Origin of the sequence: Klebsiella huaxiensis (assembly GCF_003261575.2) — a bacterium.
Lineage (GTDB): Bacteria > Pseudomonadota > Gammaproteobacteria > Enterobacterales > Enterobacteriaceae > Klebsiella > Klebsiella huaxiensis.
Window position 1 is genome coordinate 2,717,348 of the sequence record NZ_CP036175.1, and the last position, 13,166, is coordinate 2,730,513.

General features: G+C 52.3%; 14 protein-coding genes and 1 pseudogene. 2 read left to right on the forward strand and 13 right to left on the reverse strand.

Annotated elements, in window-relative coordinates; genetic code table 11:
• Positions 1-22: 22 nt before the first annotated feature.
• From DA718_RS13060 to blr, 4 genes are all read right to left on the reverse strand, one after another.
• A complete protein-coding gene (locus DA718_RS13060) occupies positions 23-463 on the reverse strand; it encodes a DUF2569 domain-containing protein (RefSeq protein ID WP_112214389.1) in 441 nt (146 codons plus the stop codon).
• A 205-nt stretch (positions 464-668) separates the two neighbouring features.
• On the reverse strand, positions 669-884 hold the full coding sequence (gene ydgT, locus DA718_RS13065; RefSeq protein ID WP_004134363.1) for a transcription modulator YdgT: 216 nt from the start codon (positions 882-884) through the stop codon (positions 669-671).
• 220 nt (positions 885-1,104) lie between these two features.
• Entirely contained in the window at positions 1,105-2,475 is a 1,371-nt protein-coding gene (locus DA718_RS13070) for a GH1 family beta-glucosidase (RefSeq protein WP_112214387.1), read from the reverse strand.
• Between the two features lie 103 nt (positions 2,476-2,578).
• A complete protein-coding gene (blr, locus tag DA718_RS13075; protein WP_112214386.1) occupies positions 2,579-2,728 on the reverse strand; it encodes a division septum protein Blr in 150 nt (49 codons plus the stop codon).
• 318 nt (positions 2,729-3,046) lie between these two features.
• On the opposite strand from blr, the pseudogene DA718_RS30675 reads away from it, so the two are divergent.
• Positions 3,047-3,154, forward strand: a pseudogene (locus tag DA718_RS30675) (oxidoreductase); the annotation flags it as partial.
• Here the strand turns inward: DA718_RS30675 and DA718_RS13080 are convergent.
• The 9 genes from DA718_RS13080 to add all read right to left on the reverse strand — a co-directional run bounded on the left by DA718_RS13080 (position 3,113) and on the right by add (position 12,011).
• Positions 3,113-3,574: a fimbrial protein gene (locus DA718_RS13080; protein WP_130624376.1), complete on the reverse strand. Its 462-nt coding sequence runs from the start codon at positions 3,572-3,574 to the stop codon at positions 3,113-3,115. The pseudogene DA718_RS30675 and the gene DA718_RS13080 overlap by 42 nt on opposite strands.
• 28 nt (positions 3,575-3,602) lie before the next feature.
• The gene (locus DA718_RS13085; protein ID WP_167492762.1) at positions 3,603-4,190 is read right to left on the reverse strand and encodes a fimbrial protein; all 588 of its coding nucleotides are present in this window, start codon (positions 4,188-4,190) and stop codon (positions 3,603-3,605) included.
• Between the two features lie 69 nt (positions 4,191-4,259).
• Positions 4,260-5,399 (reverse strand): fimbrial protein, encoded by a 1,140-nt coding sequence (locus DA718_RS13090; RefSeq protein ID WP_112214384.1) that lies wholly within the window; start codon positions 5,397-5,399, stop codon positions 4,260-4,262.
• Positions 5,396-6,130 (reverse strand): fimbrial biogenesis chaperone, encoded by a 735-nt coding sequence (locus tag DA718_RS13095; RefSeq protein WP_112214383.1) that lies wholly within the window; start codon positions 6,128-6,130, stop codon positions 5,396-5,398. The genes DA718_RS13090 and DA718_RS13095 overlap by 4 nt, the downstream gene beginning before the upstream one ends.
• 27 nt (positions 6,131-6,157) lie before the next feature.
• On the reverse strand, positions 6,158-8,728 hold the full coding sequence (locus tag DA718_RS13100) for a fimbria/pilus outer membrane usher protein (protein ID WP_112214382.1): 2,571 nt from the start codon (positions 8,726-8,728) through the stop codon (positions 6,158-6,160).
• 49 nt (positions 8,729-8,777) lie between these two features.
• On the reverse strand, positions 8,778-9,356 hold the full coding sequence (locus DA718_RS13105) for a fimbrial protein (RefSeq protein WP_130624378.1): 579 nt from the start codon (positions 9,354-9,356) through the stop codon (positions 8,778-8,780).
• A gap of 24 nt (positions 9,357-9,380) precedes the next feature.
• Positions 9,381-9,956 (reverse strand): fimbrial protein, encoded by a 576-nt coding sequence (locus DA718_RS13110; protein ID WP_112214380.1) that lies wholly within the window; start codon positions 9,954-9,956, stop codon positions 9,381-9,383.
• A 54-nt stretch (positions 9,957-10,010) separates the two neighbouring features.
• Complete coding sequence (locus DA718_RS13115; RefSeq protein WP_167492763.1) at positions 10,011-10,583, reverse strand: fimbrial protein; 573 nt, start codon at positions 10,581-10,583, stop codon at positions 10,011-10,013.
• Between the two features lie 426 nt (positions 10,584-11,009).
• Positions 11,010-12,011, reverse strand: a complete 1,002-nt coding sequence (add, locus tag DA718_RS13120) for an adenosine deaminase (protein WP_112214378.1) — start codon at positions 12,009-12,011, stop codon at positions 11,010-11,012.
• 273 nt (positions 12,012-12,284) lie between these two features.
• Here add and metQ point away from each other — a divergent pair, with 273 nt between their 5' ends.
• Positions 12,285-13,100: a methionine ABC transporter substrate-binding lipoprotein MetQ gene (gene metQ / locus DA718_RS13125; protein WP_110274011.1), complete on the forward strand. Its 816-nt coding sequence runs from the start codon at positions 12,285-12,287 to the stop codon at positions 13,098-13,100.
• The last annotated feature ends 66 nt before the right edge of the window (positions 13,101-13,166 follow it).

Sequence of the window (13,166 nt, forward strand, 5' to 3'; positions counted from 1 at the left end):
CAACAGGTTAACTGTGTGGTTATTACGGATTCACAAAGGTCCGTTTAACCCGCTCTGAACGCCTGAAGTAAGGCGCCAGCAGCGCAGCCGCAAGAAGAGGGAACAGAAGCTGGCGCAGTGCCAGGACGTCCGAAATCGGAGAAAAGGCAAAGGCTTTTATCGCCAACAGGAGCGTTATCAATAGCCAGATAATGTAATGTTTTGGTACACCTTTGCGGCGCTTGAAAAAGGCGATGGTCAGCCATAGCGTGTAGTACCACATAGCAATTGAGAACGCTAAGGACGCAATCCACAGGGCAAGGTGCTCGGGACTCATATTACTCAGCAATGTATAAGTCTGGGAAGACATCAGGGCATGAGTAAAAAGAAGTAGCGACAGTGAGGCGCTAAGTAGAGCAACCAGTAGCCATGCCAACGGCGCCAGAAGCCATCCGCCAATACGTTCCACAGAGTCAGAGGACATTATTACTCCCGAATTCAAAGCCAGTCATACCTGTCATACTTCAAGTTGCTTATGTGTTGGCTACGCTCGCTCACCCCAGTCACATAGTTATCTATGCTCCTGGGGACTTACTCCCTTGCCGCCTTTAAGCAACTCGAATTATTTAAGGTATATAAATAAAAGCAGGGCGGGAAGTATAAGCAACTGGCGTGAATGATTACAGTCTTTATTGCACGTAGCGCCAGACGGACTTAGGAACTTCACCGATGTTGAACAATTTGCCGCCGGAAACCAGCTCCGCCCGGCGATGGTCGGCAGCGCGATACATGTTGACGATCTCTTCGTTATCGGTCAGGGAATAGTTAAGGTGATCAAAAAGTTTTTCCAGACTTTCCAGCGAACTGATTTTACGGAATTTTAATAAGTAGTCCTGAACGGTCATTTGCGTATCCATTTTATAATCGGAATAAATAAGTCGAATATTACCAGCTTTCAGTAAACTTGTTCTCAACCAACAAGCCTTTACTTTCTCAGGCTGTAAGGAATTATTTCGGTTGTAATTACTGATGACAAGAACAGACGGCGTTCCCGGTGTAATACAAAGAAAATTTAAGAATATTCCAGAACTGAATCAGGCGCCGGAAGGCGCCTGGGAGAGAAGATTAACGCTGTTCGCCTCGGCTGGCAATAACGTTTTGGTACCAGAAAAAACTCTTTTTTCGTTTACGCGCCAGGTTTTGCTGGTGATCGACATAGACGAACCCGTACTGCTTTTTGTAGCCGTTAAGCCAGCTTAAAAGGTCGATAAAGGACCAGGGGTAGTAGCCGCGCACGTCAGCACCGAGCGCCAGCGCATTTTCCAGCGCATTAATATGGCTGCTGAGATAGTCAATGCGCGGGTCGTCAACGACCTCACCATCAATGATCGGGTCTATTGCGCCCAGTCCGTTCTCAGTAATATAAATCGGAATATCACCATAGCGCTCTTTAACCATCATGATGCCGTCGGTTAACCCCTGCGGCCAAATCTCCCAGCCCCATTCGGTATAGTTGCTTTGCGGGTTGCGCACAAAGTAAAAGAGCCCATCAACCCCAGGCTCGCCGCCGGTCGGCTCTTCGGGAGGCTGCGCCGATACAGTTTCACGGCGATAGTAGTTAAGGCCGATAAAGTCACAACGGTTCTCTCGCAGCAGGGCATCGTCGCCAGCCGCAAACGCCGGGACGCCCCAGAGCGCCTGGGTTTGTTGCAGCAGCGCTTCAGGGTAGCAGCCTTTTAAGACCGGATCGTAAAGCCAGTGGGTGTGGATAGCGTCCGCCATCTCGGTCGCACGCTTATCTTCTTCGCTGTCGGTTAGCGAGGTGTGAGGTTGCAGGACGTTAACGAAGCCAATCTCGCCTTCAACGCCCATTTCACGAAAAGCTTTGATAGCCAGCGCATGGGCAATAAATACGTGGTGACAGGCCTGAATGGCGCGCGCCGGGTCACGGACGGCTGGTGGGTGGAGGCCGTTAATGTAACCGTGGCCGATAAAGACGATGGTTTCGTTAAAGGTGGCCCACAGTTTCACGCGGGAGCCAAAACGTTCGTAACAGAGGCGTGCATACTCAGCGAAAGCCTCTGCCGTGCTGCGCGTTTCCCAGCCGCCTTCATCCTGCAACGCCTGCGGCAAATCCCAGTGATAGAGGGTTATCATCGGTTCAATATTATGCGCCAGTAGTTCATCAATCAGATCGCTATAAAATTGAATACCTGCTTCGTTAACTTCACCGCGGCCGTTGGGCAGCAGGCGAGGCCATGAAATAGAGAAGCGATAGCTCTGCAAACCCATTTCCGCCATGAGAGCGACGTCTTCGCGAAAGCGATGGTAATGATCGACGGCGATATCACCGGTTGTGCCCTGAAAAGTGGTGCCTGGGAGGTGGGAATAAATATCCCAAATAGAAGGGCCTTTGCCATCGGCATCGTGTCCGCCTTCAACCTGATAAGCTGCGGTAGCGGCACCCCATAAAAAGTGTTGCGGAAATCCGGCCATGAAGAAACTCCTTATCGAATGATAAGGTGAGTGTAATGAAAGCATGTGCAACTGTGCAACCGGTTTCTGAAACCGGTTGCACAGTTGCGAAGCGGGTCACTGTTTATTTAGACAGGGGCTTCGTCTGAACTACATCAATAGACGGTGGAGACTGGTAGTTATCAATATGATGAGCGATAACTAAAAGCAGGGCCGAAACGCCCAAAACAATCCAGCCAATAAGTTCAACAATACGATTAAAAACGTTTTCCATAACTCTAAAGCAAATAATCAAACCAGGCTGAAATGTTACTAAATGACTGAAGCAACGCAAGCGTTACCTGGCTTCAGTTGCGCAACTGGCGTAAAAACGATCAATCATTCCCCCTGCGTTAGCATAAATAATGGCCTGAGACCTATAGTGAATATATACCCTAAATAATTCGAGTTGCAGGACAAGGCACTCGTGCCTTGAACAGCGCTTGCGCTGGCCCCGAAGGGGCGAGGCCGAAGGCCGAGTTATTGCTAACGCACATGCAACTTGAAGTATGACGGGTATAACGACGTTATTTCTCATTAAAGGAGTTGCAAGATGAGTGACGCTATCCGGGTTGGATTAATCGGTTACGGTTATGCGAGCAAAACCTTTCATGCGCCATTAATTAGCTGCACGCCGGGAATTCCCTTTGTAGTTAGGTCTTTGAATACCTGAACGGGTCCCGTCCTCAGAATAGTTTGTGATCTGGAATCCGACATTTTTTGCGCTGTCCGCTGTTTGATTCGGCATATAGAGCGTGCCATCGCTGGAGACATTATCGGTATGAAATGAAGGATGGCCTGTCATTTCACCCTCCATATAAACGCAATCGCGGAAATGTAGCGATAGGGTTGTTTCCCCCATAATATCGCCGCTGGCTAGCGATTCGGCGGAGATGGCAGGGAGATCAATTACCGGATTGAGAGACGGCGTCCCTCCGGCTACGGAAATACCTTCGAAGACACAGGTCGATTGTATTGCTTCGCCCTCGAAGTTGAGGGTTCCATCATAGGCTATCGCTGATGAAGAGATAAGGTACAGAAGGGCGCCAGATAATCCGCCCGCGATTTTAATGGTCATCATCGTTAAAATTCCTTTTTATATCCGGGGTTCAGAAATAAGTCACTTCGTACCAGGCGGTGCTGGTTATGCGACCTGCGGTGATGGGTTTGGCTGGATCCAGTTTTCGATAACCAGCGCCGTACATAATAGTGATATCCTCCTGGCCTTGCGGTAACGCAATTATCGATCGGCTATCGGTGTAACCACTAAAGCTCATGGTGACCCCTGAGCTCGGGGATCCCCATGATGTTTGTTCATACCAGTGTAAAATCTCAATGCCCAGGTTGCCTGCGCCATTAGCCGTGGTGTTTGTCAGCCGATAATCGTCGTAGATATTATTTGCGTGAAATCCGACAACGATATTTTTCAGGGCTGCGGTCGCTTTGCATCCTTTGAGATAAATATAAAAACGGCTCACATCTCCGCTGGTCCCGTTGGTTAAGCGGGTAGAAACTTTAGGCAGCAGAATAGTGGCATTGGTCGAGGGCGTTCCCCCTTCCGCTGCCGCACCTGTTACTGAACAGGTACCATCGCTAATTTTCCCCGAAACGGTGAGGGTGCCATCGTTTGCCCACGTAAGCGGCACGCTTATCAAAAATAGCGCCCCTGGTAATATCGTCTTCAGTTTTATTCTCATTGCCATCCCCTGGTGTATTTCGATGTTATTGTCCGCCAAACAACGGACCGTTTATTGACGAGTGAACTTTTAGTCGTAGGTCACCCAGATATTGACCTTGCCCTTTATGCTGCCGGTGTAGGGTTTCCCATCGCTGGTAATGGCTGCGTATTGAACGTAACGAGCCGTCAGGGCGAGGGGGGCGGCGGTACGATAGACAGGGAGGCTATTATTCTGCCCGTTGCTCCCATATGCTCCCGCGTCCACAGGAGTACCGTCACCGACATGAATACGCTTGCCGTTAAGCAGCATCTCAATCTCCAGCCCCTCAATGCTTTTGCTATCGTCATGTCGATACAGCACGATATTCTGCTGCGCCGAGGTCTGCGTGCCGCTGTCTTCAAGGCGCAGGCGCAGGTGCGCCACCTGACCGGTACACTCCAGCTGTAGCTCAAAGGGCGTTTGTGCGCCGCGAGCAGGAAGTTCTTGTTGACTGCGGATCACCCAACGCCCCATCTCCACCTGATACGCTTTTGTTGAGAGCCGACAGGCGGGCGCGATTGGCGTTATGCCACCCAACCCAAGATTCACGCTACTGCTCTGCGCCGCGCCGGTATCAAGCCAGAGTTGCGACTGCGCGGTCAGTGGCGATATCGCCGTGCCGTATACAACCTCTGCGGTTTTCACCAGTTCCGCTTTGGCTGACAAGGTGGCGACTTTCCTGGGGTTAAAAATATAGCGACCCGCGCTATCGGTGCTGACCTCCAGGCTGGCACAGGCGCTAAGCTGGGGCTGGTTTTTCACGCTTTCCCCCTGCGCGGTACGAAAGTGCCAGCGGATCCCGACGCCGGGATTAGTGGTCGGCATCAGTTCATCACCGCCTTTCACCGTAAGGCACAGTTGCCGGTTAGCGGGATTATCATGCGCGGCGTCGCGTAGTCGGGGCGTTGAGTTACTGATCCCCGAGCCGACACAAGAGAGGGTGTAATCCGGTAAAAAGGTAGCGTAATCCCATGACCAGAGTCGTGTGCCGTACGGCTGAGCATTATCGACAACCAATGGGATGATCTCGGCAAACGGCAGTCGGTCAGGCGTGTGGTAGAGGCAGGTCGCCGCCTTCTGGCCCGCACGGTCGCCATCAAACCAGTGAACCTCCTCGCTGATGTTGGCGGCCAGCGCTGGATGCGCGCAGATGAGGCCGCTCAGTATTCCGGCGACCGATCGCTTCACAGCGCCACCTGCTGGGTTAATTCTTCACCTGTGCCGCCATAATCGTGCACCGCGCTCCACGTCAGCGCGGCCTGGCCTCCGGCAAAGGCTGGCGGGACCTCATAACGCTGACTCCCTTTCGGCGGCGGCATATGGAATTTGTCATTGAGCATCACTTCTGCTTTTCCGGCCCGCTTAAGCGCCAGCTTGCCGAAGCTGATGTAGTAGGGGGTGGGATTGCTGGCGATAAGCCAGGTTTTACCACCGCTCTTTTCCACCTGCCATTTCAGCTGTTTGACGGCACTGCGCGCTTCGTCGCCGTTGAGTCCAGTCGGACGAACGAAAACTTTAATTCGACTACGGATCGCCATGACTAGCTTATTCCCGCCGTCGCCGGAGGCTTTTGGCGGGATCTCTTGTACCGCCAGCCAGTAAACGGACTCCCGGTCCTGGGGAATGCCGCCGGGGATCACCACCAGGCGTAGCTTGCCCTGCTTTTTGCCATCAAGTTGCATCACCGGCGGGGTCAGGACTAGCGGGATGTTATCATCGTTTCCCTGGGTATCCTCCAGCCAGGACTGCACCATATAGGCCTGAGGCGCGTCGTTAATAATATCTACCGGAGTCTCTTTATCCGTTGCGTACGCGACGATACGGGTCAACATGGGACGCACGGCGGCCTGTGCCGATGGCATCATGCTGGCGGCAAGAGCCAGCGGAATAAGTGCTTTGAGGATGTGACTCCCTTTCATGGTCTTTTCCTTGTGATAAGTACGACATTACTGACACTGGACTGCGATTTTCTGATACCAGTTATTGGGCTCCAGTTGCGCTCCGCTCGCCACTGGTAGCAGGAAATAGCAGCGCTGGGCGGGCATATCTCCCCATTGCACGCGCATTTTTTGCTCGCGGTCGGCGGCGATGCCGCTGAGATAGGCTTGGCCTTTATTCCCGACGATCCCTGCTTCATCTTTTTCACCTTCGACGTAAATTAGCGCGCCGAGCGGAATCGGCTTACGACTGCGGATCTCGACCATTGCCCGGCGACCGACGCGGGTAGCGAAATGCAGCAGAACGGCGGCTCCCTGGGTCGGGATAACCTTGCGTGAAGACTCTTTCAGCTCCACGCCTTCGGTTTTGCTGGTATCCAGGGTCAGCGTGTTGTAGCGATATGGCGTCATATATGAAAGTACCGTGCGCCCCCAGCGGTCGGTATTGGTGCTGCTGTTTCCGCTCACCTGAATGCCTTTTGCATCAGGCGTTTCGATAATGCCGATGGTATCGCCCAGCATCGGGGTGAGCAGGATGCCGCCGGAATAGATCACCAGGCCGCCGCTCATGCCCGCGGAGAATTGCATGACGTCGTCGCTGTGCCCGATAGAACCGTTCACCGAACCGATGCTGCTCCCATAGCCCAACGACAGCGATTCGCTGGTACCACCGCCCGGATCGCGCTGAAGATTGGCGGAATAAGTCAGGGCGTTGTCCAGCGCGTTGCCGGAATAGCCCAGCGTTTGGCTATACTGGTTCTCCCGGTTGCGTGTCAGGCCGTAATTGAGCGAACCCGCATTGTGTTGGCGTTTGCCCCAATCAAAGGGGATGCTGACGTTCAGGTTGAGCTGGTTGTCTTTGCTCTGATCACTTTTCGTCCAGCTCCAGGTCAGGGAGACGCTGGCCGGGCCTATTTGCGTGCCGCCACCAGCAGTGAGGGTGCTGTTTTTCTCCGAGGTGTGGTAGTAGCGGTCCTGGCTTAGGGAAAAATAGAGATTGCCCCATGTATTAAGCCCCTGATTGAGATTAATTTCCGTTCGGCTACGTCGGCGACGATTCCAGCCTTCATCACCGTAGGCGTAGCCATTCACCTCCTCATGGTGATATCTCTCCATGTAATCGCTGAAGTCCATAAAACCCTGGGAATGATATTGGTGGCCAGCGACCTGAAGATTAGTGTCAGTGGATTCGAAATAGCGGGCGTAAAGCACTCGTAGTGCGGAACCGTTTTTTTGGGCCTCGTTTTGCCAGGTTTCGCGATAGCGGGCTCCCGCCAGTTCCAGCGAAAAAGCGCCGATAGCACCGATATTCCATGCCGCACCCGCCGACAGCGACTGGTAGTCTTCCGCGACCAGCGTGGTGGAGAGTAGCGTCAGATGCTCAAAACCGTACTCCAGGCTGCCGAAACCCAGCCAGGGTTCACCTTCGGCATGACTATTTTGTCGATATTGGCCGACCGCCGCGCTATAGCGCAGCGCACCGGGACGAATCATGGTTGGGAGCGTGGAATAGGGCACCCGGAACACTTGTCGGCTACCATCAGCCTCTTCAATCGTCACTTCCAGGTCAGCACCCGAACGCGCGCTGGAAAGGTCGTCAATGGCAAAGGCTCCCGGTGTTACCGTGGTGCTGTAAATTGTTGAGTTTTGCTGGCGGATGGTCACTTTTGCATTGGTACGGGCGATCCCACGGATAACCGGGGAGAAATCAAACTGATTATCGAGCATCATGCGTTCGGTGGTCGCCAGCGTCACGCCGCGCAGGGGAATATTATTGAGGATTGCACTGCGTGACTGAGTAAAAATATCGCCGATGGAGATATGGCCGCGGGCGGCGGCAATGCCCCGATTGAGATAGAGGCTATCGTGATTGGTTTCCCAGCCGTTACCTTCATTTTTACTGAAGGAGTCGGTACTAAACAGTCGCCAGGGACCGGCCCCGCCCGTGCTGTTCAGGCTAATCCATGCGTTGCGGCTGATTTTTTCATCGTTCTCGCTAACATCTTTAAGCTGTGATTGGTAGAAGTAGCCACTGTAGCTGGTGCGTAGATTCGCCACGCCATCGTCCCACTCTTTAGGCGAAAGCATCGCGGAATCGATGCGCTTTACCGCTTCCTGAGGTACCTGAAGAGATAACGTTTGCAGGCTATTATCGTAGCTGACTGTCGATGCTGGAATGCGGGCAGTCACGTCTTCGCACTGGCTGGAGGTCAGCGTCGCTGGGTCGATATCCCCGTCAGCATCTGCGGAGAGTCGCCAGCCGTTGTACTGTTCGGTGCGTATCCCCAGTTGTTGCAGAAACGCGGTGGAAAGGCAGGGGACAGTCGTTTTGTTTTGTCTGTCTTCAACAAACAAAATTGAATAACGATCGATAAAGCGATCGTTCAGGGTGAAATCGACCGTTTTCAGGCCTGGCGTTACCGCATTGCGATAGAGAAAAACTTCAGCCGTTGCTCCGTGCTTATCTTTACGCAAAAACTGGGTCTCATATTCACTGTCGACGGCCAGCGCGTGGTGAACAGGCGCAACGAATGCGCTGAGAACAAAGCCAGCCGAAAGCTGTTTTCCGTAACCTGTCACGCCATTTCCTTAACTATTTTGTGTTGTTATCGTGATTTACGCCGCCTGATTACTGATATTCCATCTCATAATCGACGCTGGTAGAAAACGCGCCGGGCGTGGCTGTTTCCTGCCAGGCTTCCTGGGCGACCGCTGTGAAGCCAAAGCGAATGAGACCGTCTCCGGAAGTGGATAACGCACTCCAGGCTGTTGCCGAACGCCCGTTACCTACCGGCATAAATTGACCACCTCCAGAACCAAGGCTGCGCTCATACAGCACGACGACTTTTCCCTGCGCGCCGTCGCGAATGGCATTGTGCAATTTGCCGTCGCTTCCGGCATAAGGACTGCTCATTTTTATGCGGATGTTTTTCTGACTGGCGCGGACATAGCAGCCGGAAAGGTGAATCTGGAACCCGTTAATAGCAGTGACGGCATTACTGTTCTCAGAAAGATTGGTGAGCGTGATAACAGGATTAATTTCCGGCTGTCGGGTACCGACATCACTGTCGGATATCACCCCCAGCACGGTGCAGGTGGTATCGGTAATCGCGCCAGTAACGTTAATCGCGCCGTCGGCGGCTATTCCAGATTGCGACACCAGCAGCATCAACACAGCTGCGGCGGATACCAGGGTTTTAGTGTTCATCGATTTCATGATCCCTGTGATTAATCACTGATATTCCATCTCATAATCGACGCTGGTAGAAAACGCGCCTGGCGTGGCTGTTTCGCCATATGCGGTATGGGCGGATGCGATAAAACCGAGCCGAATGATGCCGTCCTCGCCGCCGCTCTGCGCTGGCAGGTTGAACCATGCTGTTGCCGATCGCCCCTGGCCTACCGCCAGACTCTGGTTGCTGTTGTTGGTCACGCTGCGCTCATACAGCATGATGACCTTCCCCTGAGCACCGCCGCGAATGGCATTACGCAGATAACCGCTGCTGTCGGCATAGGGACTGGCTAAACGGATGCGGATATTTTGCCGTTGAGCCGCTGCGTAGCAGTTTTTGATATGGATTTGGAACCAGCGAAAGCTGGTGGCGGAATTTGAGTCTTCAGAAAGATTAGTCAGAGTGATGACTGGATTAAGTACCGGCTGAGCTGTGCCAATTTTGCTATCGGAAATTACGCCTAATATGTTGCAGGTGCTGTCGGTAATCGCGCCGGATAGGGTCAATGAACCCTCGGAAGCCTGCAATAAAGGAGACGACAGAATTAAAGTTAGAGCCAGTAATTTTATTTTCATATCGGCGATAACCTGGCGGTGGATAACCTCCCGACCAGTGGCCGGGAGATAAAATCAAAAATAAGAAATTTCGTAGTTAATGGTGTTATAAACCGCGCCAGCGGTGACCGCTGCTCCGCTATTGACAACGGAATAAGAGGCTTGATACTTCATTGTCACATCGCCAGAAGTTGTTGGCAGTGCAGCGCCCGGATCCAGATTGGTGCCGCCGTTGACGTCAATGGCAGCGCCTGTTTCTGTCTGAAGAATGACCCCAATATTGCCTGCAGCGGCGCTGTTACCATTCGCACCTGCGACGATCACGCCATTGCTGACGGTATCAGCGGTGGTGAACAGCGCGCGCACGTTTTGTAGGCTGGTGGTTGCCAGACAACCGGTCAGCAGGATCTCAAAGTTGGTGGTGCCCGCGATGCTGGTGCCGCTGTCGAAAGCCGATGTTGGCAGCGTTGGCAGGTTAATCGTCGCAGCGGTGGAGTGGGTCTGGCCGGTTTGTGCCGCACCGGCGACAACGCAGGTTGAGGCGGTGATGGTTCCGTTAAAAGTAATGGTGCCATCCGCTGCCAGCGCAAGCGGGGAAGCCAGCAATAGTGCGGTTGTACCGGTAATTAATGTCGTCTTGATATTCATAAAATTCACGTCCTTCTGAGGTAATTGCATCGATTCCCACGATAGGCTCGAAATAACCGAATGCAACGGCATGGATTAATCCGTTATGCGGTTAGGTGAGTTATTTAGGGACTTTGTATATAGTCGCCGCATTTATAAAAATTATATTAATTTAATGTGATTCTATTTGCTCTTTATTAGGTGTTTATTTAAAAGAGGCTAGTAATTACTGGTGCGCTTTTGCTTGCAGAATAATAGAAGGTGGAAAATAACAATTCAAGTTTTTTATTTATTAAATGAGGTTGTTAAGTGAAGTTATTAAACGAATTCTTAATGAATTCATATTCCGTTTTTTACAGGAGATGGTTATTTCAAAGTGATTTATTTGGCATGCGGAAGAAGCTATTTAAAACTTAAAACCCCCCGCTTTAAAACGGGAGGGTATCATCAAGCCTGCTCTACGCGCGCAATCAACGATGCTTTTTCCTGTGGACTTAAAAAAGCGAGTTCCAGACCATTCACTTGCGCCTGACGAATTTGCTCGCGACTCAGGCCAGCAGCAGGGGCTGCGATGGTATATTCGTGGATAATATCAACGCCCTGGACGGCCGGATCGTCAGTGTTAATACAGGCCAGCACGCCGTGTTCCAGGAACGTTTTCAGCGGATGTTGGGCCAGCGAGGGCACGGTGCTGGTCTGGATATTTGACGTCAGGCAGGACTCAATGCCGATACGCTGCGCGGCAAGATAATCCATCAGCGCCAGATCTTGTACCGCTTTTACGCCGTGACCGATACGTTCCGCGCCCAGCTCACGAATCGCCTGCCAGATGCTTTCCGGGCCTGCGGCTTCTCCCGCGTGCACGGTAATGCGCCAACCCACATCGCGGGCGCGGCTGAAGTGGTCCATAAACAGATTGCCAGGAAAACCGAGTTCATCTCCGGCGAGGTCGAGAGCAGTAATGCCGTCGCGGTGGGCAAGCAGGGCTTCCAGCTCTTCCTGACACGCAGCTTCACCGAAGGTGCGGCTCAGAATACCGATCAGACGCGCTTCAACGTTAAAATCGCGGCTGCCTTCTTTCACGCCGGCGATGACCGCTTCTACCACGCCTGCAACCGGCAACTGGTGCGTCATTGCCATATAGCGCGGGGAGAATCGCAGTTCAACATAGTGCAGGCCATTTCGCGCCGCATCCTCAAGGTTTTCGTAAGCAACGCGGCGGCAGGCTTCCAGCGAGGCCAGCATTTTTACGCCCCAATCCAGCTTAGAGAGAAAACTCACCAGGTCAGGTTCATTGCTGGTGACCTGTACGTGCGGGCGCAAGGTATCAAGAGTGTTTGCTGGAAGATAAAGATTGAACTGTCGGCCAAGATCGAGGATGGTTTGGGCCCGGATATTGCCATCAAGGTGGCGGTGAATGTCGGTTAGTGGCAAAGTTGAATCAATCATGGTCGCACTCTTTTTTTAGTTAAAGTGCGCACCATTGTACATCAGAGCGATAAACGGTTAAAAGCTCTGAAAAATACCGAATAAATCAATGGAAAAGAGAAAAAGCAGGGAGGATTACCCTTTTAAGTGCATGGGTGACGGTAGCGTTCATAGCAAAACGCTATTAATCATAGTGAAACAGTCTTTAATTTTGCCAGCGAGATTTTTTATAGTCTCCGGCACTAGTTTTCCTGCAATGAGTGGCAGGCTATTTTAAAAAAGGACCCTGGGAATATGGTTTTCACGTTAAAAAAAATCACGGTATCACTGGCTGTGGCAAGCGCACTGTTGCTGAGCGGCTGCAAACCTTCTGAGCAGGATCCCAATCACGTCAAAGTGGGGATTAGCGCGGGCGTTGACCAGGAAGTGTGGGCGGTGGCGCAAAAAGTCGCAAAAGAGAAATACAATCTCGATGTTGAAGTAGTGACGTTTAATGATTTCGTGCTACCCAACGAGGCGCTCAACAACGGCGATCTGGATGCTAATGCTTTCCAGCACAAGCCCTATCTGGATAAGCAGATTCAGGAGCGCGGTTACAAGCTGGTTGAAGTGGGGACGACATTTGTTTATCCCATAGCGGCATACTCGAAGAAAATCAATTCGGTCGCGCAACTGCAAGATGGCGCGCAGGTCGCGGTGCCGAATGACCCGACCAACCTTGGACGTGCGCTGCTTCTGCTGCAAAAACAGGGGCTGATTACGCTGAAAGATGGCGTCGGGCTGTTGCCGACCTCGCTGGATATTATCAGCAACCCGAAAAATCTGAAGATTGTTGAAATTGAGGCCCCGCAGCTAACCCGCGCGCTGGACGACCAGCAAATAACGATGGCGATCATCAATACCACTTTCTCAAGCCAGGTGGGGCTGTCACCGTCGCGCAATGGCCTGTTTGTCGAAAGCAAAGACTCGCCTTACGTCAACATCTTCGCCAGTCGCATCGAAAACAAAGACAGTGAAAAGGTGAAAAACCTGGTCAAAGCCTATCAAAGCGATGAAGTCGCCGCTGCGGCGGAGGAGCTTTATAAAGGTGATGCGGTGAAAGGCTGGTAATCTTGCGAAATACCCGGTCCGGTAAGGCGTTAGACGCCGCCGGGCCAGTTCCGGCAGCGTGCACTC

Coding starts and splice junctions, on each gene's coding strand:
- DA718_RS13060 (WP_112214389.1), bottom strand. CDS start 463: ATGTCCTCTGACTCTGTGGAACGTATTGGCGGATGGCTTCTGGCGCCG.
- ydgT (WP_004134363.1), bottom strand. CDS start 884: ATGACCGTTCAGGACTACTTATTAAAATTCCGTAAAATCAGTTCGCTG.
- DA718_RS13070 (WP_112214387.1), bottom strand. CDS start 2,475: ATGGCCGGATTTCCGCAACACTTTTTATGGGGTGCCGCTACCGCAGCT.
- blr (WP_112214386.1), bottom strand. CDS start 2,728: ATGGAAAACGTTTTTAATCGTATTGTTGAACTTATTGGCTGGATTGTT.
- DA718_RS13080 (WP_130624376.1), bottom strand. CDS start 3,574: ATGATGACCATTAAAATCGCGGGCGGATTATCTGGCGCCCTTCTGTAC.
- DA718_RS13085 (WP_167492762.1), bottom strand. CDS start 4,190: ATGAGAATAAAACTGAAGACGATATTACCAGGGGCGCTATTTTTGATA.
- DA718_RS13095 (WP_112214383.1), bottom strand. CDS start 6,130: ATGAAAGGGAGTCACATCCTCAAAGCACTTATTCCGCTGGCTCTTGCC.
- DA718_RS13105 (WP_130624378.1), bottom strand. CDS start 9,356: ATGAACACTAAAACCCTGGTATCCGCCGCAGCTGTGTTGATGCTGCTG.
- DA718_RS13110 (WP_112214380.1), bottom strand. CDS start 9,956: ATGAAAATAAAATTACTGGCTCTAACTTTAATTCTGTCGTCTCCTTTA.
- DA718_RS13115 (WP_167492763.1), bottom strand. CDS start 10,583: ATGAATATCAAGACGACATTAATTACCGGTACAACCGCACTATTGCTG.
- add (WP_112214378.1), bottom strand. CDS start 12,011: ATGATTGATTCAACTTTGCCACTAACCGACATTCACCGCCACCTTGAT.
- metQ (WP_110274011.1), top strand. CDS start 12,285: ATGGTTTTCACGTTAAAAAAAATCACGGTATCACTGGCTGTGGCAAGC.